General features: G+C 60.2%; 24 protein-coding genes, 1 tRNA gene and 1 pseudogene. 15 read left to right on the top strand and 11 right to left on the bottom strand.

Annotation, left to right across the window (positions count from 1 at the left end; translation table 11 throughout):
* Window positions 1-120 precede the first annotated feature (120 nt).
* Together C515_RS23635 and C515_RS24640 are read left to right on the top strand one after the other, a co-directional pair.
* Complete coding sequence (locus tag C515_RS23635; RefSeq protein ID WP_144290469.1) at window positions 121-831, top strand: hypothetical protein; 711 nt, start codon at window positions 121-123, stop codon at window positions 829-831.
* 350 nt (window positions 832-1181) lie between these two features.
* Window positions 1182-1463 (top strand): annotated as a pseudogene (locus C515_RS24640) (hypothetical protein); the annotation flags it as partial.
* On the opposite strand, the gene C515_RS21095 reads toward C515_RS24640, so the two are convergent.
* Window positions 1393-1623 carry a helix-turn-helix domain-containing protein gene (locus C515_RS21095; protein ID WP_043649603.1) on the bottom strand — a complete coding sequence of 77 codons (231 nt, stop codon included), beginning with the start codon at window positions 1621-1623 and terminating at the stop codon, window positions 1393-1395. The pseudogene C515_RS24640 and the gene C515_RS21095 overlap by 71 nt on opposite strands.
* Before the next feature lie 148 nt (window positions 1624-1771).
* Between C515_RS21095 and C515_RS24060 the strand changes: the two genes are divergently transcribed.
* Genes C515_RS24060 through C515_RS21100 form a run of 5 tightly spaced genes read left to right on the top strand, consistent with a single transcriptional unit; the run spans window position 1772 to window position 5348 of the window.
* Entirely contained in the window at window positions 1772-1942 is a 171-nt protein-coding gene (locus tag C515_RS24060) for a hypothetical protein (protein ID WP_158380832.1), read from the top strand.
* 12 nt (window positions 1943-1954) lie between these two features.
* Window positions 1955-3175, top strand: coding sequence for a hypothetical protein (locus C515_RS0113620; RefSeq protein ID WP_144290470.1), 1221 nt, complete (start codon window positions 1955-1957; stop codon window positions 3173-3175).
* Window positions 3172-4272 carry an AAA family ATPase gene (locus C515_RS0113625; protein ID WP_028455990.1) on the top strand — a complete coding sequence of 367 codons (1101 nt, stop codon included), beginning with the start codon at window positions 3172-3174 and terminating at the stop codon, window positions 4270-4272. The genes C515_RS0113620 and C515_RS0113625 overlap by 4 nt, the downstream gene beginning before the upstream one ends.
* Window positions 4273-4293: 21 nt before the next feature.
* The gene (locus tag C515_RS0113630) at window positions 4294-5013 is read left to right on the top strand and encodes a hypothetical protein (protein WP_028455991.1); all 720 of its coding nucleotides are present in this window, start codon (window positions 4294-4296) and stop codon (window positions 5011-5013) included.
* A complete protein-coding gene (locus tag C515_RS21100) occupies window positions 5010-5348 on the top strand; it encodes a hypothetical protein (RefSeq protein WP_051304943.1) in 339 nt (112 codons plus the stop codon). The genes C515_RS0113630 and C515_RS21100 overlap by 4 nt, the downstream gene beginning before the upstream one ends.
* Window positions 5349-6093: 745 nt before the next feature.
* Here the strand turns inward: C515_RS21100 and C515_RS0113640 are convergent.
* The gene (locus tag C515_RS0113640) at window positions 6094-6672 is read right to left on the bottom strand and encodes a 3'-5' exonuclease (protein WP_028455992.1); all 579 of its coding nucleotides are present in this window, start codon (window positions 6670-6672) and stop codon (window positions 6094-6096) included.
* A gap of 855 nt (window positions 6673-7527) precedes the next feature.
* Here C515_RS0113640 and C515_RS24935 point away from each other — a divergent pair.
* Together C515_RS24935 and C515_RS23155 are read left to right on the top strand one after the other, a co-directional pair.
* Entirely contained in the window at window positions 7528-7704 is a 177-nt protein-coding gene (locus C515_RS24935; RefSeq protein WP_081686958.1) for a helix-turn-helix transcriptional regulator, read from the top strand.
* Between the two features lie 143 nt (window positions 7705-7847).
* Window positions 7848-8882, top strand: coding sequence for a tyrosine-type recombinase/integrase (locus C515_RS23155; protein WP_081686959.1), 1035 nt, complete (start codon window positions 7848-7850; stop codon window positions 8880-8882).
* A 484-nt stretch (window positions 8883-9366) separates the two neighbouring features.
* Here the strand turns inward: C515_RS23155 and C515_RS0113645 are convergent, their stop codons facing one another.
* The 4 genes from C515_RS0113645 to C515_RS0113660 form a co-directional block, all read right to left on the bottom strand.
* A complete protein-coding gene (locus C515_RS0113645) occupies window positions 9367-12333 on the bottom strand; it encodes a Tn3 family transposase (RefSeq protein WP_028455993.1) in 2967 nt (988 codons plus the stop codon).
* 2 nt (window positions 12334-12335) lie between these two features.
* Entirely contained in the window at window positions 12336-12896 is a 561-nt protein-coding gene (locus C515_RS0113650) for a recombinase family protein (protein ID WP_028455994.1), read from the bottom strand.
* Window positions 12897-13024: 128 nt separating this feature from the next.
* Complete coding sequence (lspA, locus tag C515_RS0113655; protein WP_028455995.1) at window positions 13025-14101, bottom strand: signal peptidase II; 1077 nt, start codon at window positions 14099-14101, stop codon at window positions 13025-13027.
* A complete protein-coding gene (locus C515_RS0113660) occupies window positions 14098-16512 on the bottom strand; it encodes a heavy metal translocating P-type ATPase (protein WP_028455996.1) in 2415 nt (804 codons plus the stop codon). Before C515_RS0113660 ends, lspA begins: the two co-directional genes overlap by 4 nt.
* 83 nt (window positions 16513-16595) lie before the next feature.
* On the opposite strand from C515_RS0113660, the gene cadR reads away from it, so the two are divergent.
* The gene (gene cadR, locus C515_RS0113665; RefSeq protein WP_028455997.1) at window positions 16596-17033 is read left to right on the top strand and encodes a Cd(II)/Pb(II)-responsive transcriptional regulator; all 438 of its coding nucleotides are present in this window, start codon (window positions 16596-16598) and stop codon (window positions 17031-17033) included.
* Between the two features lie 195 nt (window positions 17034-17228).
* Here the strand turns inward: cadR and C515_RS0113670 are convergent.
* The 3 genes from C515_RS0113670 to C515_RS0113680 form a co-directional block, all read right to left on the bottom strand.
* Window positions 17229-17319, bottom strand: a tRNA-Ser gene (locus C515_RS0113670).
* Window positions 17320-17379: 60 nt separating this feature from the next.
* Window positions 17380-18507, bottom strand: coding sequence for a MalY/PatB family protein (locus C515_RS0113675; RefSeq protein ID WP_028455998.1), 1128 nt, complete (start codon window positions 18505-18507; stop codon window positions 17380-17382).
* 159 nt (window positions 18508-18666) lie between these two features.
* Entirely contained in the window at window positions 18667-19098 is a 432-nt protein-coding gene (locus tag C515_RS0113680; protein WP_144290471.1) for a hypothetical protein, read from the bottom strand.
* 202 nt (window positions 19099-19300) lie between these two features.
* Here C515_RS0113680 and C515_RS0113685 point away from each other — a divergent pair, with 202 nt between their 5' ends.
* The 5 genes from C515_RS0113685 (at window position 19301) to C515_RS21105 (ending at window position 21923) form a co-directional block, all read left to right on the top strand.
* A complete protein-coding gene (locus C515_RS0113685) occupies window positions 19301-19648 on the top strand; it encodes an ArsR/SmtB family transcription factor (protein WP_028456000.1) in 348 nt (115 codons plus the stop codon).
* A 54-nt stretch (window positions 19649-19702) separates the two neighbouring features.
* Window positions 19703-20137, top strand: coding sequence for a YciI family protein (locus C515_RS0113690; RefSeq protein ID WP_028456001.1), 435 nt, complete (start codon window positions 19703-19705; stop codon window positions 20135-20137).
* A 100-nt stretch (window positions 20138-20237) separates the two neighbouring features.
* Complete coding sequence (locus tag C515_RS0113695) at window positions 20238-20585, top strand: GFA family protein (protein WP_028456002.1); 348 nt, start codon at window positions 20238-20240, stop codon at window positions 20583-20585.
* Between the two features lie 195 nt (window positions 20586-20780).
* Window positions 20781-21215 carry a VOC family protein gene (locus tag C515_RS0113700; protein WP_028456003.1) on the top strand — a complete coding sequence of 145 codons (435 nt, stop codon included), beginning with the start codon at window positions 20781-20783 and terminating at the stop codon, window positions 21213-21215.
* A gap of 213 nt (window positions 21216-21428) precedes the next feature.
* Window positions 21429-21923, top strand: a complete 495-nt coding sequence (locus tag C515_RS21105) for an SRPBCC domain-containing protein (protein ID WP_043649607.1) — start codon at window positions 21429-21431, stop codon at window positions 21921-21923.
* Between the two features lie 102 nt (window positions 21924-22025).
* Here C515_RS21105 and C515_RS21110 read toward each other — a convergent pair whose 3' ends face one another.
* Together C515_RS21110 and C515_RS0113715 are read right to left on the bottom strand one after the other, a co-directional pair.
* Entirely contained in the window at window positions 22026-23651 is a 1626-nt protein-coding gene (locus tag C515_RS21110; protein WP_081686960.1) for a DUF4209 domain-containing protein, read from the bottom strand.
* Window positions 23652-23692: 41 nt separating this feature from the next.
* The coding region (locus C515_RS0113715) for an integrase core domain-containing protein (protein ID WP_144290473.1) at window positions 23693-23952 on the bottom strand (260 nt) is incomplete at its 5' end.

Raw genomic sequence — 23952 nt, forward strand, 5'->3', positions numbered from 1 at the left:
ACTGGTGTGATCTGGACCCGATATCAGGGCATACCCGTCAAATTGGCGGATATGGTTTGACTGCCATGGAATTGCAGATAACGCGTCATCCATGATGGCATGGACAAGCCGGGTTTTAGCATGCTGCACGACTTGACCGGGGAGAACCGCTGGCAGTGGCCTTGTTCCCACCAACAGCTACCACCACAACTCCAGTCTTTATTACCACCTCAGGATCCCTATTCACCGATGCGGCGTCTGATGCATAACCTGCTGGATGCTCGCGGCATTGAGCGACGCGCCCGGATGCCCATCGAACAGGAATGGTTATTGCGGACTCAATTCGGAGCTGGTGGCATCGGTCACCTTGACGTGTTTGCTGATGACCACAGTGCTGCTCGGCACTATGTCCAACCACAACCCATTCTGCAGGCGCTGCCACCAGCTGATGCGATCTGGTCCTGCCTGCGTAATGGCAAAGTGAACCCAGGGCCTGATGAACTCTGCAGCATCATGGCGAACATGCAGCTCATTGGCGTCCCAGGAATGATCCCGAAACTCATTCACGAGCGAACCTGTCACCGGACAACAGGTGCTTATCACGGTGGAACTGAACGATTATCCACGCGTGTTGGCTGCAGGACTGGGAACAACACGCCTAACTGGCCGCACAAGAAGTCGAGATCGAAGCCGCGCCGGAAGATGAAGACCCGGAATGGCAGGAACAATGGCAAGAAGCCCAGTCAGACATGGACGACTACTGCCGCTCTGATGAAGAAGGCTGGTTCTACGCCGACGACGATTCCCATGACGAATTCTGAGCACACCAGCCCCGCTCGCCTTCACCAATAGGAGCACACCATGTCCCCTTTTTCCTGCCCCCTACTCGCCGCCACTGGTGTATCGCTGCACCCGCTGCGGGCACGAACCATCCTTACGTCGCCCTGTTGGCGCGCGGGCTTGGCGCCCTGCGCGATCAGCCGCATGACAGCAACTGTCCGAAGTGCGGTGCACGCACCCGCGTCGAGCGCTCGCACCGGCGACCGCCGTCCTGGCTGATCTTTTAAGCTCGCGACGGACGCAAATCCATCGCTGGCCTGACAGCGAACAACCTGCCGCAGGGCTGCGTCAATCATCAGGTCTGTGTTTCCCCGCCCAGACTTTCCGAAGGGGATTAAGACTTGTACGGCTGACGGTACATCTCGCGGATGTCGGTGGAGCTGGCGACGCTGGAGTGGGTTTCGTGGTTCAATCACCAGCGTTTGCTGGCACCGCTCGGCTACATCCCGCCGACGGAGGTGGAGGCAAACTACTACCGCAGTCTGAGCGAGCAGGCCGTACCGGCCCGACTCACACAAAACAGCCTCCGCGAAACCCAGGGTGATTCATCATGCCATGGGACGCTGAACGCACTCATTCCGCGTGATCCTGCCCTGTCTGCGCCTCGGGAAGATACTCAATCAGATCTTCGATCTTGCAGTTGAAGTACCGACAAAGCGCGTCCAGCACTTCAAGTTCGATACGCTCTGCTGTCTCGTGATAAAGCCGCGTGAGCGTTCCGCGGTTGAGATTGGTGTCACGGGCAACGTCGCTGATTTTCAATCGCTTCTCGCCCATGATCCTGGATAGATGGCACTTGATCATGTGTATTCTCGCATCAAAATGATCTACTGAAGATCAAAAAGACTTGCAAAAGGTCTTTTCCTGTGTAAAATGATCTTCAGGAGATCAACTTGCTTTGTGTTGATGGAAATTGGTCTCCTGATTTTACATCTCAGACAGGAGCAAAACCATGAGCACCACTTGTTTCATTTCTGAAGAGCTGGCCGCGCGCATTCATGATGCCTGCGCCCCTCGCAATCCCTGGTCTGGCCCTAGCCAGATGGGCGCCGCCAATACGTCGCAGTGTCCGCATGCGGATTTTAATGCTGTCAAATCCGGCAACACGTCCCTGTCCGCTTGAGGAGCAACGATCATGAGTCGCATTAAGCCCCGATTTGTACCCGGCGTGACAGGCGGAGCCCGTCTCGACGATGACCTGCAGCACTTGCCACCGCTGGACGAGGAAGCCGTCGAGGCGTTCCGGCAGGCTGATCTGCAGCGGCACTCCGAGTCCTACTGCGAAGAGGATCCGCAGCCGGGCTGGTTTCACTATGAATGTTTGCAGGCGCGCGAATTGAGCCTGCTGCTGCAAAAGCTCTGTGTGCCGGGCCTCGGGCGGCTGGTTCCGCAGTCCTGGGTGGTTCAGCTGCCTGAGCTTGCAAGTCCAGGCACCGAGTGGGTGATCGCCGAGAGCATCCAGGACGCAGGATTTGCGGCGCTGGTGCTGAGTGAGGATGAGGCGCTCTGGCCTGTCGTGCTGCCGGTCGGACACATTCCGGTGCTGACCAGCGGCAACCCGACCACGCTGTCGGCCCTGATTTCCCGCTATCGGCCGCCGCTGGTGCTGTGGTGTTCACCCCTGCATCTGCCGGATGACGATTTCCGGGTGCGTGGAATCCAACTGCCGGCGTCGTATTTGCAGCACAGGCGGCTTGAACACGACTGGCAGATGCTGGTACCAGAGGCCGCGCCCCTGTCGGTTGCCGATGAGGAGATGCTGCTGCAACAACCCGAGCCGGTCCGGCACTGGGTCATGCAGCAGCAGGCGTGGTTTCTCAATCAGCAGGTAGCGGCACCAGAATTGACGCAGTTGCTGACGCTGCCGTACGGGGTTCGCTGGCAGGAGACGGCCGCATTTCGCCAGCCATCCGCGGCTGACTGGGACGCACGATGGCGGAGCCTGCTGGCGGGCGGTGAGTTTCCCATGCGCGTCGAGTCGGACCAAGCCGCGTCAGGCGGCCTGATGATCGATTGGTGTACAGAGTGGCCACTCCCGGCGCGCAACGTCCGTTTTGCGGCGCGCTGGCAACGGTGCGGCCAGCAACTTGCGCTGGAGCTTGATTCGGTGTGCCGTTGGCCAGCCACGCTGGCGGTAGCCTTGGTGGTGGCCTGCAATCAGGCGAATGGCGGCGAATGGCCGATGACCTGCTGGGTCACTGCCGATGGAGTGCAGGTGCAGGTGCATGCGCGCTTGCCGCTGGTGGCGACCGGCCCGCAATCCAGCGTGGCGATGGATGCACTGCTGCACCGCGTAACCCAACGGCTGCACGACTGGTGTCACACGCTGCCGGCTGACAAGGAGTCTCTGCAATGAACACATTGAACACATGCAACTTGCTTGATCATCTGCAGGCAGGCCAGTCTGATCTGCTGCGCGCATTGGGTCTGCCAGACCCCGCTGCCAGGACGGCGGCAAAGCCGCACCCTGCGGCGCTGGCCATCTATGACCCCGCCGAGCTGCAGACACGGCTGGATTTCCTCAAGGCTCGCGCTGACCAGCGCGCCAACTGCGAGCTGCTGAAAGCGTTTCTGCGGCCCAAACCGCTACGTCTGGCGAACGAGGGAATGCTGGATGCACTGAATGACTTGCAGGCACGGGCACCGCAGTTTGCCACGGTACTGGACGAGCTGAAGGTCGTCATTTACCTGCAGATCGTGCAGGGCTTGCCGCTGCGCCTGCCCGCCACTTTGCTGCACAGCCCGCCCGGACACGGTAAAACCCGCCTCTGCCGCCTACTCGCCGCAGCGCTCGACATCCCGTGCCTCACGTTTGCACTGGCCGGGAGCGGTGATGTGCTGACCTTGCGGGGCAATTCACAGAGCTGGAGCAATAGCGCGCCGGGCTCGCTGATCCAGCAGCTGGCCCACTGCCCGGTGGGCAATCCGCTGGTCATCCTGGATGAAGTGGACAAAACCGGTGGGTCTCGCTGGGGCAACGTGGAAGACGTCTTGCTGAACCTCCTTGAACCCGAGAATGCCCGCGCCTTCAAAGACGACTATGTCAACCTGCCTGCGCGACTGGATTACCTGTCCTTTGTGCTGACGGCGAACGATGTGCAGTGCTTGGGAGCGCCCCTTCGGAGTCGCTGCAAGGAGCATCGGCTGTCCACCGCATACTCCACCGCAGTCAAGCGCACTCTCGCGCGCGAGCTGTATCGCGACCTGCTGCAGCAACAGGGCATGACAGGCTGGTTTGTCGAGGAATTACCGGATGCGCTGTGTGAGGCCATGTGGAAGAGCTGTGCCTCGCTGCGCGATGTGCAGCGGCGCTTGCAGGCTGGTATTCAGGACGTGGTGCGGGCACGGATGCAGGCCCGGGAGATGACCGCGCCCATGCAGCGGCTGGTGCCGGCGATCACGCCCGCCCCCGCCGTGCTGGATGGCGCGCGCCCATTTGGTTTCCTGCACTGACCGACCGAGGAGGATTACTGCATGTACACCACACTTTACCGCGCCAGCGAATGGCTGGCGTTTCGTGAGCAGGTACTGGCGCACAACGGGCATCGTTGCCGCCAGTGTGGCCGTGGACCAGTCGAGGGCGTCACCTTGCAGGCGCATCATCTCTATTACCTGCCAGGGCAGCTGCCTTGGCAATACCCGCTGTCCGCAATGGAAACCTTGTGCAGTGGCTGCCATGCCCGTGAGCATGGCGTACTGCGCCCGCAGCATGGCTGGGAACTGCTGGGGATCATCGATCATGGGGGGCTCACCGGCCACTGCGAGTTGTGCGGCCATGAGCTACGGCATGGCTACCTGCTCGGGCACCCGCAGTGGCCGCCGCTACAGGTCGGCTGCCAGTGCGCCGAAGCCCTGACCGGACAGCCGCAAGCCACACCGAGCCAGCAGCAACGCTGCCAGCGCTTCATGAACTCGCGGGACTGGACATGTGATGAACGAGGGGTCTGGCATTATCGCCGGCGCCATTACCGCATAGACATCCACCCGGTCGCGCCGGGTGGCGCCTGGCAAATCTGCATCAACACGCGGCAAGGCTCGCTGCGCTATCCTGATGCGGACAGCGCCAGGCTGGCGGTGTTCACGCTGCTCGCCAACAACACGCTCAGGCAGATTGCCCCGCCACCCCGGCCGTCCCGCAAGGCACGCACCGGCCAGAAACAGCCCAGCCATCCGTCGCAGGAGGTCTTGCCATGAGCGCCGATCATGAGCATGTCTGGCTTGCCATTCCCGCCAGCCAGGAACCGGAAACCGTCCTGACCGCATGGCGCATCTTTGAGGTGCGCCTAGAAGATCAGAGCCGCGTGCTGCGCCTGGTCGGGTATTGCGGCTATGAAGGACGGGTATCGTCGCCGGTGACCGCCGTTGGTGATCCGGCACAGCGCCAGTACATCAGCCGCTCCGGGCGACGCTATCAACTGAGCGGTCCACCAGGCTACCACCCTGACGCGATGTATGTGTATGAGCGGATCGCGGCACTCGACAACCAGCTCGGGCGTTGCTGGCGGGATGTGACGGATCAAGGGGAATGAGCGTTTTGGTCAGCCTGCCCCACCCGACGGACAGCAACAATCACATACCGGGTGTTCACGCCGCACGCGCGTGGACACCGGTCTGTCCGCTCTGGGCCGGGACGCTGCGCACTGGCATGCCCGGCGGTGTGCGACCGCGACGCCCCACGGACCTGGCGCTTGCGGCCTGGCAGCACCAGCAACCTTACGAAGTAATAATTATGAAAGCAGAGGTTACAAAACCGTCCTGCCGTCATGCTGGATGTACGGCGCGGGCATGTCCTTCTTACATTTACGCCGCGCAGCGGCAGCGCGGAGCCAAACACGCGCGTTGAGCAGTTAATCTACTTCAGATCTACTTCAGATCTACTTCAGATCTACTTCAGATCTACTTCAGATCTACTTCAGACTGCGAAGTCTACTTGAAGTATACCTGGTAGTAGATTATCGCCCTTCGACCTGGTCCAAGGGGCCTTAGTAGATTACGGAGTCTACTTCGAGGTATACCACGAGGTATATCAGCGCCCCCCAGGGCCCATCTGTATGCGGCAGGCTGCGCCACCTCAACCGGCAGCCACGCCAGAAAAAAAACGAATCTAGACAGCAAAAAGAAAGCAAAAACACTGCATTTGCCTTCAGCATTCGCAACAAATCAAGTAGCACACCACGCCTCCTGGCAGGCATTTTTCACGCGGTCATCAACAGGTTGCGTCAGGTGAGGGGGCGGGCAGCTCGGTTGAGGGATGCCGGATGATCTAAGCAGCCATCAGCACGGGCGCGACACACCCCCTTTCTCGTCCCGGAGCAATCGCGCCCCCGTAATCCACGGCAGCATCCGGGCGATGTTGAGCGCATCGTCCAGCGCCCGATGATGCGCCCCTTCCAGCTCCAGCCCACAGAGGCTGAGCGCGCGGGACATACCGACTTCCTTGCCCACGCGTTGCAGCTTGGCGAACTGCTTTTTGGCGTTGATGTGCGGCAAGGGAAGCGGGTGGGCAATGCCATGCCGTGCGATTTCCAGATCGATCTGCTTGCGATCATAGGCTCCCCAGCTCAGCCAGACGGATTCGGCTTGGGCATGCTGGGCAGCAAATGCGCGCCACGCCAGGCAGACCTCAGCAAAGTTCGGCGCGGAATCGACGTCCTGCTGCCGAATACCGGTCAGTTGGGCACAGAACTCCGTCAGTACCGGGCGCTCGATGGGGCGCACAAACGACCGAAACTGGTCGATGACACGGCCATCCGCCTCAGCCCAGCAAGCGCCAATTTCAATGACCTCCATCGCGTGTGCGGGGATTGCGCCATCGTTACTGCACGTTGCTTCCAGATCGATCACCAGGATCATAGTCAACCCCCTTTCTCTTAGCCGGCCACGGCAAAGGCACCCAGATCTACTGCAATTCCCAGCAGATTGCGCCGATCAGAACACTTTCCACGTCCAACAGCAGTGCAAACAAAGCGCCCCGAACAAGTCGCCGAGGCAAAACAGAAATCCAGCTCCATCAGGCTCTGCCATTAACGGTGCCAGCAACTGCATCATGTGCACGCAAGCTTCAGTCAAATAGTGCCTTTAGTGGAAATATTTCGCCCGCTCACATCAACGCTGCCAAGCCATTGGGTTGCTGCAACACGACGACCTGACTGGTAAACCCCCTGCCCCAGCCTCCGATCAAGCCATGCAAAGAAGCGCAACATTCAGCTTGCGCTTTTTGTTTCCAGCAGAGATTCGATCACCGAAGAAGCTCGCAATCATCCCCTCACTGCGCCTACATCGTGACCAGAAATTGCAAGACCGCTCGGCATGTCTTGTCCGTGCAGGCGATGCCCTTCACGCAGTTTTTGCTGCATCTCCCGTTTGCGCCTGAACATCAATTCGAACAGTGAGCTCGACCACCTGCTATTCAGAGACAGCCGAAGTGTGGACAACCTTTGCGGGCAGGCTGTCATTGTTAAGTCGCGGCTTTTGAAAAATATATTTTTTTATTATTTTTTTAATTTCGACGCAGCAAGAAAGTGCTGTTGACACAAGCTATTTCCGCTGAGCTTTGTTATTTTACATCGCCTAGGCTTATGCAGTCTGGCGCCATTGTTTGTGATGCTAAGCATGTCAGCATTGATAGCCACAAGCGCGGCCGCACGTATGCAGGCTTGAATTGGCCAGCATCAAAATTTTCAGCCTAACACTTTAGAGGGCACTTAAATGGAACTGATCACAACGGAAGAATTTGCAAGAATGCTCAGCACGTCAAAATCATCTTTATACAGACTACGAGGCTCGGCTGGCTTTCCTAAGCCGATATACTTAAACAATAAGTCCGTGCGATATCGCCTAGATGAGATTATTGAGTTCATCAATAAGCTACCACGAGAACGCTAGTGGTGAAAAGGCAATCCACCGCCCCGCCCAAAAACGCTCGCAACCACTACATTATTCCTCGCCGCACAGGCGAGGAATAATGTGCCAACGTCCCGCAGGGCGCACGTCAGTGCGAGTTGGCCGAAGCCAAACTGGAGAAAATCATGCACGACTTCAACATGATCAACGAACGCGTAGTACAAGCAAGGGCGCTCGTAAAAAAGCATGAAAAGACAAGCTGGAAATCGCTGAGCGAAAGTTCAAAAAAATCTTATCAGGCGACAGTGAATTTGTGCAGAGACAAGTACAAAGGGGAGATGATTTTGCTTCTTCAAGATCAGGACTGTAATAGGAGCTATTATCGCCACCTTGCTGCCGCAAAATACTACGCGATTATGAAAATGAAGGCTTTACTCAACACACTTGACAATCAGAGGAAAGCTGTAGGCAAGGAATGCATTGAGGATTTAATAAGAAAAATTGAATACATGATGACATTAATTGAAATTATTCATCAAAAAAATCTATATCTTCAAATCAAATCCATTCCGATTAAGAGCGAGTCGCGTATCAAGCGCGGTGGTGCGCGTTCAAAACGCGACTCCATGATCGGCCAGCCTGATGACTGGCAGATGCAGATGCTTGCTGCGGCAGAGGGTGAGTTGAAGCTAATGATCGCATTGCAAATAGCTACAGGTTGTAGACCAAGTGAGCTCAAAGCTGGCATCATGATTGAACCCCAAATTGCAAAAAGCGTCAAGCTAACCATTAAAGGTGCAAAAATAACGGCAAAATCAGGCCAGGAAGCACGGGAAATCATCATTAGCAGTTCACATCCTCTTTATGATTTTCTTGCAAACAGTGCGGGAGAAGCCATATTGAGATCGACACCTAAAGCGTATGGCAATAAATTCACTCGCCTTGCTTTACGCTTAAACATAAGAGGAGTCTCACCTTACACACTAAGACATTGCTTTGCTTCAGACTTAAAGAAGCAACGGGTCGATAAAGAAAGTATTGCACGAGCACTTGGACATGCGAGCGAGCGCTCACAATCACGCTACGGGCGCGCTAGTAACGGAAAATCAGCACAAGGCATTCATATCGGTCAAGCAGCTCGCTGTATAAAGTCTCGCTCTCAGGCTTGCTTATCAAAGCAGACGCAGAAGACCAATAATCCGGATGGAAAGTTCAAATGAATTTTGACCAAGTAGATCAAGTGAGACCTCAACGAAAATCAGCCTGAACATTCAGGCTGATTTTCGTTGAGGTCTGAAAATTCATTAAAAATCGAACACCTCACTGCGAAAGCCCGCGTTGAAATTGTTACCAAAAATGAAGCAACCGATCTTGTGCCACTCATGATGAAATGGCGGCCTCAACAGGTACAGCCAGCTGCAAGCATTGATTAAATCGAAGTCGCTTGAATACGTCAGAGACACGCAGCTTTTCCGGCAGCGCGGGACGTGTTTGAGCCCGCAGGGCGAGTTGTCCCGCGCTGCCGGAAAAAAATAGAACAGAAAAGCACTGCGCTGAGAGGCGCGGGGACTGCGGCGCTAGGCGGCGACGCCGCCTAGCGCCGCGCCGAATGTGTGGAAGCCCTGCAGCTTGCTCTAGCGAGGCCCTCATCAGGGGCGCAAAACGCAATCAGGGGGCGTCACAGAAAACGGAAAAAATCGTACGCTAAGCCTTCCCGTTGAGACGTAGCGGCCGGAATTGCCCATCCTCGACCTTCCGGCTCTGCCGCCACACGTAATCGCCGGTCAGGTTGATGTGCTCCCAGCCCAACGGCGACAGGTATTGCAGCAGCTTTTCGTCGATCCCGTTGCCGGCGGCGCGCAGCGCCTGTGTCGCCCGTTCCAGATAGACCGTGTTCCACAGCACGATGGCGGCCGTCACCAGGTTGAGGCCGCTGGCGCGGTAGCGCTGCTGCTCGAAACTGCGGTCGCGGATTTCTCCCAAGCGGTTGAAGAACACGGCGCGGGCCAGCGCGTTGCGCGCCTCGCCCTTGTTCAGCCCGGCATGCACGCGGCGGCGCAGCTCGACGTTTTGCAGCCAGTCCAGGATAAACAGCGTGCGCTCGATGCGCCCCAGCTCGCGCAGGGCCACAGCCAGGCCGTTCTGGCGTGGGTAGCTGCCGAGCTTCCTGAGCATCAGCGAGGCCGTCACCGTGCCCTGCTTGATCGAGGCGGCGAGGCGCAGGATTTCGTCCCAATGGGCGCGCACGTGCTTGATGTTGAGCGTGCCGCCGATCATCGTGCGCAGCGCCGGGTAGTCCTCGCCGTTCTTCACGATGTAGAGCTTGGTGTCTTTGAGATCGCGGATACGTGGTGCGAAGCGGAAGCCGAGCAGGTGCATCAGCGCGAACACGTGGTCGGTGAAGCCGGCCGTGTCGGTGTAGTGTTCCTCGATGCGCAGGTCGGATTCGTGGTACAGCAGGCCGTCGAGCACGTAGGTCGAGTCGCGCACGCCAACGTTCACCACCTTGGTGTGGAACGGCGCGTACCGATCGGAGATGTGGGTATAGAAGAGCCGCCCCGGTTCGCTGCCATACTTCGGATTGACGTGACCGGTGCTCTCGGCCCTGCCACCGGCCTTGAAGCGCTGGCCATCCGACGACGAGGTAGTGCCGTCGCCCCAGTGCTCGGCAAAGGCATGGCGAAACTGAGCGTTGACCAGCTCGGCCAGCGCGGCGGAATAGGTCTCGTCGCGCACATGCCAGGCTTGCAGCCACGACAGCTTGGCGTAGGTGGTGCCGGGGCAAGACTCGGCCATCTTGGTGAGGCCCAGGTTGATCGCATCGGCCAGGATGGCGGAAAGCAGCAGCGTCTTGTCCTTCGCCGATTCGCCGTCCTTCAGGTGGACGAAATGGCGGGTGAAGCCGGTCCAGTCGTCCACGTCCATCAGCAGCTCGGTGATCTTGACGCGCGGCAACAGCATGCCGGTCTGGTCGATCAGGGCCTGTGCGGTATCGGGCACCGCCGCATCGAGCGGCGTGATCTTCAACCCGGACTCGGTGATGATCGCGTCGGGCAGCTCGTTGGCTAACGCCAAGCGGTTGACCGTGGCGAGCTGCTGCTCCAGCAGCGTCAGCCGGTCATGTAGGTACTGGTCGCAATCGGTGGCCACGGCCAGCGGCAATTCGTTCACCTGCTTGAGTGCGCCGAATTTGTCGGCGGGCAACAGGTACTCGTCGAAGTCCCTGAACTGGCGCGAACCCTGCATCCAGATGTCGCCCGAGCGCAGCGCGTTCTTCAGCTCCGCCAGGGCGCAGATTTCGTAGAAGCGGCGGTCGATGCCGGCGTCGGTCATGACCAGCGGCTTCCAGCGCGGTTTGATGAAGGCAGTCGGCGCGTCCGCCGGAACTTTGCGGGCGCTGTCCGTGTTCATCCCGCGCACCACTTCGATGGCGTCGAGCACGTCCTTGGCGGCCGGCGCGGCGCGCAGCTTGAGCACGTCGAGGAATTCCGGCGTGTAGCGGCGCAGGGTGCTGAATTGCTCGCTGACCAGGTGCAGGTGATCGAATGATTCGGGCTGCGCGAGCTGGTCAGCCTCGCTGATGCTGCGCTCGAAGTCGCCCCAGGGGATGACTGCCTCGATGGCGGCATAAGGATCGGTGCCGGCCTGCTTGGCCTCCAGCAGGGCGCGGCCGATCCGGGAGTACAGCCGCACCTTGTCGTTGATCGCCTTGCCCTGGCTCTGGAACTGCTGCTGATGCTTGTTCTTCGCCGTGCTGAACAGTTTGACCAGGATGCGGTCGTGCAGGTCGATGATCTCGTCGGTGACGGTCGCCATCCCTTCGAGCACGACGGCGACCAGGGTGGCATAGCGCCGTTCGCTCTCGAACTTGGCCAGGTCGGCCGGCGACATCTGCGCGCCCTCGCGTGCGATCTTCAGCAGGCGGTTCTGGTGGACGCTGCGGCCGATGCCTTCCGGCAGGCCCAGCGCCTGGAAGGTCTTGAGGCGCTCAATGTGCTCCAGCATGTGCCGCGAGTTGGGCTTGAGCGGCGATTGCCGCAGCCACATCAGCCAGGTGAGGCTGCTGTCGGGCTTCACCCGCAACAGGTCGTCGAGGCGGCGGCGGTGATGGTCGTGCAGCGGTTCGATCAAGGCCCGGTAGATGCGCCGGTTGGCGCGGGTGATGGCCTCGGCGCAGGCGCGCTCGACGACGGTCAGCGCCGGTAGGATGACCCGCCGCTGGCGCAGCGTCTCCAGTGCGTGCTCCGCGAGCAGCAGCCCCTTGTCGGTCTGCATTGCGAGGTCGCTCAGCGTCCGCACCAGAATGCGGAAGTCGGACAGGCCGAAAGCCGCCAGTCTGAGGTAGGCGCGCAGCTCCTGGAGGTGTTCGCGCCGCGTCTCGTCGCGCTCGCCATACCTTGCCCAGGTGCTCGGCTCGGCCCGCACCTGCCGAGCGATCCATTCGATGATCGACCCCGGCAACTGCATGTCGCTTCCCAGCGCGTACCCCGGATAGCGCAACAAGGCGAGCTGCACGGCGAAGCCGATCCGGTTGGCGTCGCCCCGGCGCTGCCGGATTAGCGCCAGGTCGGATTCGTCGAAGGAGTAGAAGCGAATCAGGTCGTCCTGGCTCTCGGGCAGGGCGAGCAGGCTGGCCCGCTCGGTGGCGGACAGGATCGAGCGGCGCGGCATGGTCAGTCGTCCGTTTTCAGGTACTGGTAAAGGGTTTCGCGACTGATGCCGAATTCGCGGGCGAGCTGCGCCTTCTTCTCGCCGGCAGCGGCGCGACGCCGCAGGTCGGCCACCCGCTCCGGCGCGAGCGCCTTCTTGCGGCCCCGGTAGGCTCCGCGTTGCTTGGCGAGCGAGATGCCCTCGCGCTGCCGTTCGCGGATCAGGGCACGCTCGAACTCGGCGAACGCGCCCATCACCGAGAGCATCAGGTTCGCCATCGGCGAGTCCTCGCCGGTGAAGGTCAGGTGCTCCTTGACGAATTCGATGCGCACGCCGCGCTGGGTGAGACCCTGCACCAGGCGGCGCAGGTCATCGAGGTTGCGCGCCAGGCGATCCATGCTGTGCACCACCACCGTGTCGCCTTCGCGCACGAACCCGAGCAGCGCGTCGAGATGCGGGCGCTGCGTGTCCTTGCCCGACGCCTTGTCGGTGAACACCTTGTCCACCTGGATGTGTTCCAGTTGCCGTTCCGGGTTTTGGTCGAAGCTGCTGACGCGGACGTAACCGATGCGATGCCCCTGCAAGATGCCTCCAAGCCTAAAGTGTCAGGCAGAAATCTATGGCCTTGCGCGGCACCCGTCAAGAAATTGCAAACGCGGCTCTATTCTGACGCCTGTGCATGGGTTATCCTGACATCCGGTTAGGGTATAGCTTAACTTGACGATGTGCTCTTACAGCTTCGTTCTTGCAGACGTATCGCCGCAAGGACGAGGCACGCCGCGCCGATCGAGATGCCAACGTCCGCCAGATTGAACGCGGGCCAGTGCGTGCCATGCCAGTGGACATCGAGGAAGTCCACGACCTGACCTCGTAGCACACGATCCGCTACGTTGCCGAGCGCCCCGCCAAGGATCAGGCTGTACCCGAGCGCTTGGAGGCGCGGCAGGGCCTGCTTCAGTTCCCGCATCAGCCACATCGCGACCAGCAGGCCAAGCGCGATGAAGACGTAGCGTTGCCAGCCGCCCGCTGCGGCCAGAAAGCTGAACGCAGCGCCCGGATTGAGCACATGCACAAGGTTGAAGAACGGGGTGATCTCGGCCTGCTCGCCATAGCCGAACGTTCGGACGATGGCTAACTTGGCGGCCTGATCGACGGCAATGGATACCACAGCCACCCCATACCACAGCCAGACCGGAGCAAGCGGCCCCTTGCCGCGCGCCGCAGCGAACATGGAGACCAGCCGTTCGGCGAGCACGACACAGCCGAAACCAAGCCCCCATCCGGCCAGCACGTCGGCTGGAAAGTGCATGCCAGCCGCCACGCGCGACCAGCCGACGAGCGCTGCATACCCGATCAGGCCAAGGCGGCCCCGCCATCCGAGCAAAGGCCACAGCGCAGCGGCGACCAGTGCGGCGTAGGTCGCATGCCCGCTGGGCAGGCTGTAGTGCAGCTCCGCGGTTCCGATGACATGCGCTTGAGCCCCCAGCACCGCAGGCGGGCGGGGGAAATCAAGCCATAGCTTCAAGATCGAGGCAGCCACCAAGGCGAGCAGGAAGGCCACACCGAAGTGCAGTAAACGGGTCTGCACCGCCCGCACACGCGCCGGATCGGCGGTTGACTTCGACCACCCCCAAAGGCCCAACAACGTCAGGGGCGTTGTCCAGTAGCTGCCAATCAGGCTGAAGAACGTCGCCAGCGGTTCGAGCATCGGCGGCGTGCCCGTATTGATGGCTTGAAACAGCGCGAGATTCAGACCGGCCCAGTCATAGAGAACGAATTTCCAGCTCATCGGCGCAGCAGCCTCAAGCCGTTGCCCACCACCAGCAGGCTGGCCCCCATGTCGGCGAACACGGCCATCCACATGGTCGCCTGCCCGGTGAAGGTGAGCACCAGAAACACCGCCTTGATGCCGAGCGCGAGCACGATGTTCTGCATGAGCACGTGCGCTGTGGCACGAGACAGCCGCACGAAGGTTGGAACCTTGCGCAGGTCATCGTCCATCAGCGCCACGTCGGCCGTCTCGATGGCCGTGTCGGTGCCCGCTGCACCCATGGCAAAGCCAATGTCGGCGCGGGCCAGGGCTGGGGCATCGTTGATGCCATCTCCCACCATGCCGACCTTACCGGACTGGGCAAGTTGTTCGACCTCGCGCAGCTTGTCGTCCGGCAGCAGGTTGCCGTGGGCGCGATCTATTCCGGCCTGCGAGGCAATCGCCTTGGCGGTATGCGGATTGTCGCCGGTGAGCATCATGGTCTGGATACCCAGTGCGTGCAGCTCCGCCACCGCGCTGCGACTGCTGTCCTTGATGGTGTCGGCAACCGCCAAGAGCGCCTGCACACCGTCAGCCCCCATCAGCATCACCACCGTCTTGCCCATGGTTTCGAGCGCGGTGATGCGTTGTTCTAGCTCCGTGGAGCAGCACCCCAATTCTTCGAGCATCCGATGGTTGCCAAGGTGATAGGTCGCCCCGTCGATTACACCGCGTACGCCCCGGCCAGGCAGCGCGACAAACTCCGCGACCTCTCGCAGCACCACGCCGTCGGCAAGGGCGGCTTGTGCGATGGCCTTGGATACTGGATGGTCGGAACGGCTAGCCAGGCTGGCTGCGATGCTGCGGCTGCGCTCGGCCAAGGCGCCGCCCAAGGCAATGAAGTCGGTCTGCGCGGGCTTGCCATGGGTGATCGTGCCTGTCTTGTCCAAGGCCAGCCAGCGCAGCCTGCGACCTTCCTCCAGATACACCCCGCCCTTGATGAGAATGCCGTGGCGTGCAGCGGCAGCCAGCCCGCTGACGATGCTGACCGGCGTCGAAATGACTAACGCGCACGGGCAGGCCACCACCAGCAGGACGAGCGCCCGATAAATCCAATCCATCCAAGCCGCCGCCATAAACAGCGGCGGTACCAGCGCAACGGCAACCGCCAGCGCGAACACGGCAGGCGTATACCAGCGCGCGAACTGATCGACGAAGCGCTGGGTCGGGGCACGGCTGCCTTGCGCCGCTTCCACCGCGTGGATGATGCGTGCCAACGTGGAGTTGTTCGCCAGCGCCGTGACGCGGTACTCGAACGAGCCGGACTCATTGATGGTGCCTGCATAGACGGGATCGCCGGGGGCCTTCTCGATGGGAAGGCTCTCCCCGGTGATCGGCGCCTGATTCACGGTCGAGCGGCCATCGATCACCTCGCCATCGAGGGCGATGCGCTCGCCCGGCCGCACCCGCACCCGGCTGCCGATGGCGACCTGCTTGGCTTCCACATCGCGCCAAGTGCCGTCAGGCTGCTGCACCGTGGCTTGTTCGGGGGCCAGATCGAGCAGCCCCCGGATGGCATGGCGGGCACGGTCCAGCGACTTGGCTTCGATGACCTCCGCCAGCGTGAACAACACCATCACCATCGCCGCCTCCGGCCAGTGGCCGATCAACATGGCCCCGGTGACGGCAATCGACATCAGGGCGTTCATGTTGAGGTTGCGGTTCCTGAGCGCTATCCAGCCCTTCTTGTAGGTGGTCAAACCGCCCGTGAAGATGGCAACCAAAGCCAGAACCATGACCGACCAATGATTGCCACCGTGGAACCAGTACACAGCCTCGGCAGCCGCCGCGGCAGTCAGCGAAATGCCGAGTGACCACCATGGCGTCGAAGGAGTAGCGGACAGCGTCGGGGGCGTGCCGGCCTTCTGTGCATCGAGCATTTGCGCTTCGAAGCCGAGCGAATGCAGTGCGCCCAGCACGTTCGGCAACGCGTTGGCGGCATGACGCACCGTCAATGTGCGCTGCATCAGGTTGAAATCGAGATCGGCTACACCGGCTAGCGTGGCGAGCTTGTTGCGAATCAGAGCCTCTTCGGTCGGGCAGTCCATCTTGGCTATGCCGAGGCGGGTGGTTTGCGTCGCATGGCCGTCTTCCTGGCGCACCGCCCGCATGCCGACGTCCGACAAGGCTTGCTCCACAGGGGCCAGCGACGGCAGGTTGTGCCGCACGGTCAACGTGCGCTGCATCAGGTTGAAGTCCAGTCCGACGACACCGGGCAAGCCGCCCAGCTTGCCCCGAATCAGCGCTTCTTCTGTGGGGCAGTCCATGTTCTCGATGAGGTAGTGAGCTTGCGCAGCCTCGACCAAGGTGCTGGCCCGCGCTTCGGACTTGAGAAGAGGGCCAGACGCAGCAGAGCCGCAGCCGCACCCCTTTGATCCGCAATCGTTCATATCAAATTCCTCGCTGTTGCCATCGGTTAGGGTGTATTAGAATCCCTATAGCGACTATAGGGTCAAGCGCAGGAGGGGATGACGTGGAAATCAGGATTGGCGAACTGGCCCGGCTCACAGGCTGCGAGGTCGTGACCATCCGCTACTACGAGAAGGAAGGGCTGCTGTCGGAGCCAGCTCGCAGCAGCGGAAATTACCGGCTGTACGGCGAGGCGCACATCAAGCAATTGCAGTTCATTCGGCACTGCCGCACGCTGGACATGGCGCTTGGCGAGATTCGGGCCTTGCTGGGGCTGCGGGACAACTCCGCGCAAGACTGTAGTGAAGTCAATGCGCTGCTGGATACGCATATCCAGCAGGTGGAAGCACGGATCGAGGCGTTGTTGCAGTTAAAGCAGCACTTGGCCGTCTTGCGTGAGAAATGCGCTGGAGCACGCCCCGTCACGTCGTGCGGCATTCTCCAAGGGCTAGCGGATTGCTCCTGCCATACCACCGGCGCTGGTGGCGTTGCTGACGCCTGAGCTTAGCGTACGTTTTTTTCCGTTTTCTGTGACGCCCCCAATCAGAGCAAGAACCTGCTTCGAACGCTCGAATGTTGCTTCAGTTGATGTCCAGAAGTGTCAATCAAGCGCATCGGGAATGGCATACCGAATGGCATACCATGAAGTGAAGAAAACAAAAAAGCCCTGAAAAATCAGGGCTTTAATGGGAAATTCTGGCGGAGAGAGGGGGATTCGAACCCCCGATAGGCTATTAACCTATACACGCTTTCCAGGCGTGCGACTTAAACCACTCATCCATCTCTCCGGAACGAGGCGCGAACTATACACAGGCCGGGCGGCTTTGGCAAACGTCCGGACGCGCTTTTTACAAAAGCCCGGCGGCTTGCAGGCGCTGAATGGCGGTTTCGATGGTGCTGGCGGGGCAACCAAAGTTGAGGCGCAGATAGCCCGGCAGGCCAAAATCGCGGCCGTCGGAGAGCCCCAGCCCGGCGGCCTCGAAGACGGGCAGCGGGTTTTGCGCGTCGATGCTGCGCGCGTCGATCCAGGCAAGGTAGGTGGCCTCTGGCACGGTCAGCCCGAGTCGGCTGCCGGCGAAGGCCCGGATCAGCAGTGCGCGGTTGTGGCGCAAGGTGGCGAGCAGTTCGGCATGCCACTGGCCGTCGTCACGATAGGCGGCTTCGGCGGCGACATAGCCCAGCACATTGACCGCCGGCACCAGCCCGGCCATTTCGCGCATAAAGCGGCGCCGCAGGCCGGCGTCGGGAATCACCGCCAGCGCGCAGCCCAGGCCGGGCAGGTTCCAGGTTTTCGACGGTGCAAAGAGGCTGATCGTCTGGCTGGCAAAGTCGGCGTCCAGCCCCGCAAAGGCCTGATGCCGCAGCCCCTCGTCGAGCAGCAGATCGCAGTGGATTTCGTCCGAGCACACGACCAGCTGGTGGCGCTTGGCAATGGCCAGCAGCGCGTCGAGCTCAGTCCGCGTCCAGGCGCGGCCGACGGGATTATGTGGATGGCACAGCAGCAGCAGGCGCGTCTGCGGGCTTATCGCGGCTTCCAGCGCGGCCAGATCCCAGCCCCAGCGCCCGCCCTGCTCAGCGAGCGGCACGGTAATCAGCGTGCGCCCCGCCAGACCCGGCGCGCGCAGGAAAGGTGGATAGACCGGCGTGGCGGTCAGCACCGCATCGCCCGGCTCGCCCACGGCGCGGCATGCCAGATTCAGGCCCTGCACCAGCCCCGGCAGCCACACCAGCCAGTCAGGGTCGATCTGCCAGCCATAATGCCGCGCGGCATAGTCGATAAAGGCCGCCGGCAGCGACTCGGGCGGGTTGCCATAACCGAGCACGCCGTGGGCGATGCGTTCGTGCAGCGCCGCCAGCACGGCCGGCGGTGCGGCAAAATCCATGTCCGCCACCCACAGCGGCAGGATGTCGCGATCACGGTATTTGTCCCATTTCAGGCTGGCGGTAAGGCGGCGATCGGGGGCGGTCAGGCTCATGCGGGGTCTCGGCAACAGGACACCTGATTAGGTAGCCAGCTCGGCAACTCGTCATACCGGCGAAAGCCGGTATCCAGAGCGCCGCTTGAACAGGCATTGCAGCTGGATTCCCGCTTTCGCGGGAATGACGAATTGTACTTTGCTGAGGTAGCTATCTAATCAGGACAGGGCAAACCCGGCACTGCCGCCGGGCGTACTGGCGATGATAAAGGTCCATCGCAGCGGCGTACAGCCAGGCATCACCTTGTCCCACCTCGCTGCATAGTCTGATACCCAATTGCGTATAAAGCCACAACCAAACAGCCTATTTGTCTGCAACAACATACCCATTGCCGCCATAACAAACCGGCCTGACTGCATGATGCCGACCACGGGTACCGGCAATGCCGCAGCTGATTGGGTGGCAAGCTCAGCAAGGAACAATTCGTCACCTGATTGGCAAGACTCTTCAGCGTTCTTGCCGTCATTTCGGCGAAGGCCGGAATCCAGAAGGGTTAAGGACACGTTTGCAGTCTGGATGCCGGCCTTCGCCGGCATGACGGGCTGTTGGTGAATGCTTGCTGAGACAGCTTTCCAATCAGGATTCGTCATTCCCGCGTCCCACGGGGATTCCCTACGGAACGCCGGTATGAAGAAGTACTGAGCTGCCGTCCAACCAGGACGCCGCAAGACGACGGGATGCGCCCCACTCCAGGCCGTCCGGACTTTTTTTGCGCCAGATGAAGAAAGTTTCTTGACAGACAAAACGCGCCGGGCTATTTATTTAACCACATAGTTAAATATACAAGCCGCCATGCCCAGCGATGCCCTCAGCGCCACCTTCGCCGCCCTTGCCGACCCCACCCGCCGCGCCATCCTCGCGCGGCTGGCGCTGGGCGAGGCGTCGGTGACCGAGCTGGCGCAGCCGTTTGCCATCAGCCTGCCGGCGGTGACCAAGCACCTGAAGGTGCTGCAGCGCGCGGGCCTGGTTTCGCAGGGCCGGCAGGCGCAATGGCGGCCGTGCAAGCTCGAAGCCGAGCCGCTGCAGAACGCGGCCGGCTGGATCGAGCAATACCGGCGGCACTGGGAACAGCGGCTGGACCAGCTCGACGACTACCTGCGCGAGCTGCAGGCGCAGGATGGCGGCAAGCCGCAAGGCTGAATGCCGTCGCATGAACAAGACCGATTTTCGCCGTACCCACCACAGGAGAACATCATGAGAGTCATGGTCATCATCAAGGCCGACCGCAACAGCGAAGCCGGCGTCATGCCCGACGAAGCGCTGCTGGCCGCCATGGGCAAGTACAACGAAGAGCTGGTCAACGCCGGCATCATGCGCGCCGGCGACGGCCTGCACCCGAGCTCGCGCGGCGCGCGCGTGCGCTTCACCGATTCCGGCACCGAGGTCGTCAACGGCCCCTTCGCGATCGACGACGGCCTGATCGCCGGCTACTGGCTGTGGCAGGTCGAGTCGATGGACGAGGCCATCGCCTGGCTGCGCCGCTGCCCGAAACCGATGGCCGGCGAGCCGGAAGTCGAAATCCGCCCGCTGTTCGAAATGGAAGACTTCGGCGCCGAATTCACCCCCGAGCTGCGCGAGCAGGAAGAGCGCCTCGTGGCCAGAATGGCCGAACAGGCCGCCAGCCACTGAGCCCTTGAACATTGTAGGAGCGAGCTTGCTCGCGAAGCCTTGCCGATCGCGAGCAAGCTCGCTCCTACGGTTTTTTAGCCACGGCGACAGGAGAACAACCATGAGCATCCAGGGAAGCTGCCATTGCGGCGGCACCGTTTTTGAAGTCGAGGGAACGCCGGATTCGGCGCTGGCCTGCAACTGCTCGATCTGCCAGCGCAAGGGCTCGCTGCTGTGGTTCGTCCCGCGCGACAAGTTCACGCTGCGGACACCGGACGAGCGCCTGGCCACCTACACCTTCAACAAGCACGTGATCCGCCACCGCTTCTGCCCCACCTGCGGCATCCACCCCTTTGGCGAGGGCGTCGATCCGCAGGGCAATGCGGTGGTGGCGGTGAACATCCGCTGCCTGGAAGGCTTTGACATCGACGCCGTTCCCGTCCACCACTACAACGGCCGCGACATCTGAATGTGATTTGATCCCCCTTGCCGCAGCACGCGCCCGACCGATGCCCGCCGCGCCCAGCTCTGGCCATTCTCAATCCGGCCCCCAGAAGTTTGAGCTGGTGTGGGAGCGAGCTTGCTCGCGAAGCATTGCTGGTCGCGAGCAAGCTCGCTCCTACGACGAAAACGATCCCAAACAAACCACCACCGGAGAACCACGATGACCGTCATGAACAGCTACCTCAACTTCCCCGGCACCGCCGAGGAAGCCTTCACCTTCTACAAGGGCATTTTCGGCGGTGAATTCACCACGCTGATGCGCTACAAGGACGGCCCGCCGCGCGAGGACGGCCAGCCGCTGCCGGCCGAAATCGCCGACAAGATCCTGCACGTGGCGCTGCCCATCGGCGGTAACACGCTGATGGCCAGCGACGCCATCCCGCCGATGTGTCCGTCGGCCACACAGGGCAACCACATCAGCCTGTCGCTGCACCCGGACAGCGAGGAAGAAGGCCGCCGGCTGTTCGACGCGCTCTCCGCCGGCGGCGAGGTGCAGATGCCCTACCAGCCGATGTTCTGGGGCGCGGTGTTCGGCATGTGCGTGGACAAGTTCGGCATCCCGTGGATGGTGAATTACGAGCAGCCGAAGGCGTAGTTGCGCTGATTGGCAACGGCCACAAGCCGAGAAAAACTGTCGTTCCCGCGCAGGCGGGAGCCCGCTTTTAGCGTCTGCGGCGCAGCGGCGACCAGCGCCACCGCCGCTTTGCGCCATCACAACACACCACGCCATACACTCGAAAGCATCACGACAGATCGGTTAACATTCATTGCACCGGGCGCCCCGCCCGACGCGCGCAGCGAGCCGACCATGCCCATCACCGCCGACCTGCCGGCCACCGATACCGACATCCTGATCACCCGCGTGCTGAACGCCCCGCGCGAGCTGGTGTTCCGCACCTTCACCGAGCCCGCCCACCTCGCGCGCTGGTGGCTGCCGCCGGGCTTCACCAACACCGCCTGCGAAATCGACCTGCGCGTCGGCGGGCGCTTTCACCTCACCATGCGCAGCCCGGACGGCCGCGACTACCCCTGCGACGGCGAATACCTGGAAATCACCCCGCCCGAGCGCCTCGTCTACCTTGGCACCGGCGCGGACGACCACCCCTGCGGCGCCGGCCTCCCCCCGCGCGGCCGCGTCACCGTCATCTTCGCCGATCAAGCGGGCAAGACGCGGCTGACGATCAGGGCGAGCTTCAATTCCGAGTCGCTGCGCGAAGCCGCCCGCGCGGCAGGCTTCGAGAGCAGCTGGAACGGCACGCTGGATGCATTTGCGGGGTATTTGGAGGGGTTGGGGAATTACTGAAAAACATGTAGTGGGTCGCTGTTTTGACCAAAGCGCCCCTCAATCAACATACCGATTCAAGTAGCAACTTACGACCTGACTCTCCATTGCGATTATATCCAGTTAGCACATTTCTGAAGTTGCCTCCCCACTACCATCTTCACCAGCCAAAGAATCAGAAATTTGATTCTCGTTCTCTAGGCGCTTGAGGTATGTATTAAGTATCAGCTTTAATCCAAGCCACCATGCGTAAATTGCGTAGACAGATTGGCTGTCGCTATCATCCAATAGGCCATGGGCAAGTTCGTTGCGAAGATTTGGCCCATATGCGTCACAGAAAAGCGCTCGCAACTCAAAGGCAAAATCCTCGCCAAAAATTTTGTCCGCCTCGGGCCGATCCATCAGCGTACTAAACCCCACTACAGTTTCTATGCCATTAAGATCCAATGTCGTAACACTGGTGCCTGCCCCCTTCAAACATTCACGCACTATATGCTCTATCTGTGGAATGAGAAGGTGTAGTGCGATATCGAAATTCAGCTCATAGCCAGCATATAAGGCCTTCCCAACAAGTCGGGCCCGTCCAATCGGGACAACCGGAGATTCTGCAGCAAGGCTCATGAAGTCCGTCTCCCGAAGCCGATGCTCCGGAATAAGTGTCCATAGGGCTGGCATAATCTCTGCCCTAACCACTAAATTGATCCAAAACTTGTAGTCTTCGATCATTCTGGCCCGAACACTTTCGTCGTTATCACTAAGCTCTGCCAGAAAATCCACAGAAGGTCTCTTCGCAATCACACGACCATCCCGACTCATCAAAGTACAGCCAAACAAAGCCTGCATAGGGAAGTCTCTAAAGTGCTTTTTTGCTTGCTCCCTACGCTCCTTCATGGTTGGAGCTGGAATAAGATTCGCAAATACTTTTAGAGCATTGATTGGATCTTTTCCGCTAACAGCTTGGCGAGCGGCTTCAGCAAGCCCACTAACATCCTGCACCGGTGTCCGGATCGTGACCATTTCTCCCAGAGCATTATTACCCGCATCGGCAAGGAACGTCCGAATCTCTTTTATTCTATCCTCGACCCGAAATACCCCCCTCTCCGTACGTGGCACCGATCTGTAGACCTGAATCGCCTTTTCATAGCACCCAACAGCAGCGATGCTGGAAAAATTCATTGCAGTAAAGCCAACAGCTTCCGACACCCAAGATTCCGCTTCGCTCACCCGCATGCAGGCAGCAGCCTGAATATCATTTAATCTCTCAAAATACTCTGTGGCTAGTTTGAAAAATGATCGTGCCCGATGAATATCTCCACAATTACGAAATTCGTCCCCCAAAAAAGCAAGCCTTTCTGCGATCACCTCGCGCTTGTCTGTGCAGAGCCGATTAACCAACATCAGCTCGCCTAGCCAGAAGGCAAAAAAACCATCATCCATCGTCGATTTCTGAAATGCAGAAAAAATTTTAATTTCCATCTCATCCAACGCAGGCTTGGCTGTTCTTTTGAGCCACTTAGCTAGCTCAATTGCACGCTCCCAACATTCGCGACCGTAGCGAATCCATGTTTCTTTGTCGAGCGGAATTTGGCGATAGGAATCCATTGCCGCCAGTGCTGCGGTGACATTACGTTTATCCGCTCTAATCCAAACCAAATCGGCCAAACGTGCTTTAAGTATTGGATTAGTCATCTCAGGGTAGATGGCACAAAAGAAGATAATGTCAGCACACTCAAAGTCATCAGGAACCACAGAGTGAGGTTACCCGCGCTTTCCGGCTACCAAGGTAGCGGTTATGCGGCCAGCTTTTCTCGCTCCAGCCAGGCTGCGTAATGGGTTGCCGGTGATTCGTAATTCAGCGACGAATGCCGGCGCTTGCGATTGTAAAACACCTCGATGTAATCAAAGAGATCTGCCTTGGCTGCCGACCGGGTCGCGTAGCGCCGGTGGAACACGCGCTCGTTTTTCAGGCTGTTGAAAAAACTCTCCATCGGCGCATTGTCCCAGCAGTTGCCCTTGCGACTCATCGACGCCGTCATGCCATAGTTACGCA

Origin of the sequence: Chitinilyticum litopenaei DSM 21440, from assembly GCF_000428145.1 — a bacterium.
Lineage (GTDB): Bacteria > Pseudomonadota > Gammaproteobacteria > Burkholderiales > Chitinibacteraceae > Chitinilyticum > Chitinilyticum litopenaei.

Bases quoted from the DNA above. Each gene is read 5' to 3' on its own strand.
- C515_RS0113690 (WP_028456001.1), top strand. From the start codon at position 19,703: ATGAGAGTCATGGTCATCATCAAGGCCGACCGCAACAGCGAAGCCGGC.
- C515_RS0113700 (WP_028456003.1), top strand. From the start codon at position 20,781: ATGACCGTCATGAACAGCTACCTCAACTTCCCCGGCACCGCCGAGGAA.
- lspA (WP_028455995.1), bottom strand. From the start codon at position 14,101: ATGAGCTGGAAATTCGTTCTCTATGACTGGGCCGGTCTGAATCTCGCG.
- C515_RS0113660 (WP_028455996.1), bottom strand. From the start codon at position 16,512: ATGAACGATTGCGGATCAAAGGGGTGCGGCTGCGGCTCTGCTGCGTCT.
- C515_RS0113645 (WP_028455993.1), bottom strand. From the start codon at position 12,333: ATGCCGCGCCGCTCGATCCTGTCCGCCACCGAGCGGGCCAGCCTGCTC.
- C515_RS24935 (WP_081686958.1), top strand. From the start codon at position 7,528: ATGGAACTGATCACAACGGAAGAATTTGCAAGAATGCTCAGCACGTCA.
- C515_RS21100 (WP_051304943.1), top strand. From the start codon at position 5,010: ATGAGCGCCGATCATGAGCATGTCTGGCTTGCCATTCCCGCCAGCCAG.
- C515_RS24060 (WP_158380832.1), top strand. From the start codon at position 1,772: ATGAGCACCACTTGTTTCATTTCTGAAGAGCTGGCCGCGCGCATTCAT.
- C515_RS0113685 (WP_028456000.1), top strand. From the start codon at position 19,301: ATGCCCAGCGATGCCCTCAGCGCCACCTTCGCCGCCCTTGCCGACCCC.
- C515_RS23635 (WP_144290469.1), top strand. From the start codon at position 121: ATGCTGCACGACTTGACCGGGGAGAACCGCTGGCAGTGGCCTTGTTCC.
- C515_RS0113625 (WP_028455990.1), top strand. From the start codon at position 3,172: ATGAACACATTGAACACATGCAACTTGCTTGATCATCTGCAGGCAGGC.
- C515_RS0113620 (WP_144290470.1), top strand. From the start codon at position 1,955: ATGAGTCGCATTAAGCCCCGATTTGTACCCGGCGTGACAGGCGGAGCC.
- C515_RS0113675 (WP_028455998.1), bottom strand. From the start codon at position 18,507: ATGAGCCTGACCGCCCCCGATCGCCGCCTTACCGCCAGCCTGAAATGG.
- C515_RS23155 (WP_081686959.1), top strand. From the start codon at position 7,848: ATGCACGACTTCAACATGATCAACGAACGCGTAGTACAAGCAAGGGCG.
- C515_RS0113680 (WP_144290471.1), bottom strand. From the start codon at position 19,098: ATGACGAATCCTGATTGGAAAGCTGTCTCAGCAAGCATTCACCAACAG.
- C515_RS0113640 (WP_028455992.1), bottom strand. From the start codon at position 6,672: ATGATCCTGGTGATCGATCTGGAAGCAACGTGCAGTAACGATGGCGCA.
- C515_RS21105 (WP_043649607.1), top strand. From the start codon at position 21,429: ATGCCCATCACCGCCGACCTGCCGGCCACCGATACCGACATCCTGATC.
- C515_RS0113695 (WP_028456002.1), top strand. From the start codon at position 20,238: ATGAGCATCCAGGGAAGCTGCCATTGCGGCGGCACCGTTTTTGAAGTC.
- C515_RS21095 (WP_043649603.1), bottom strand. From the start codon at position 1,623: ATGATCAAGTGCCATCTATCCAGGATCATGGGCGAGAAGCGATTGAAA.
- C515_RS0113630 (WP_028455991.1), top strand. From the start codon at position 4,294: ATGTACACCACACTTTACCGCGCCAGCGAATGGCTGGCGTTTCGTGAG.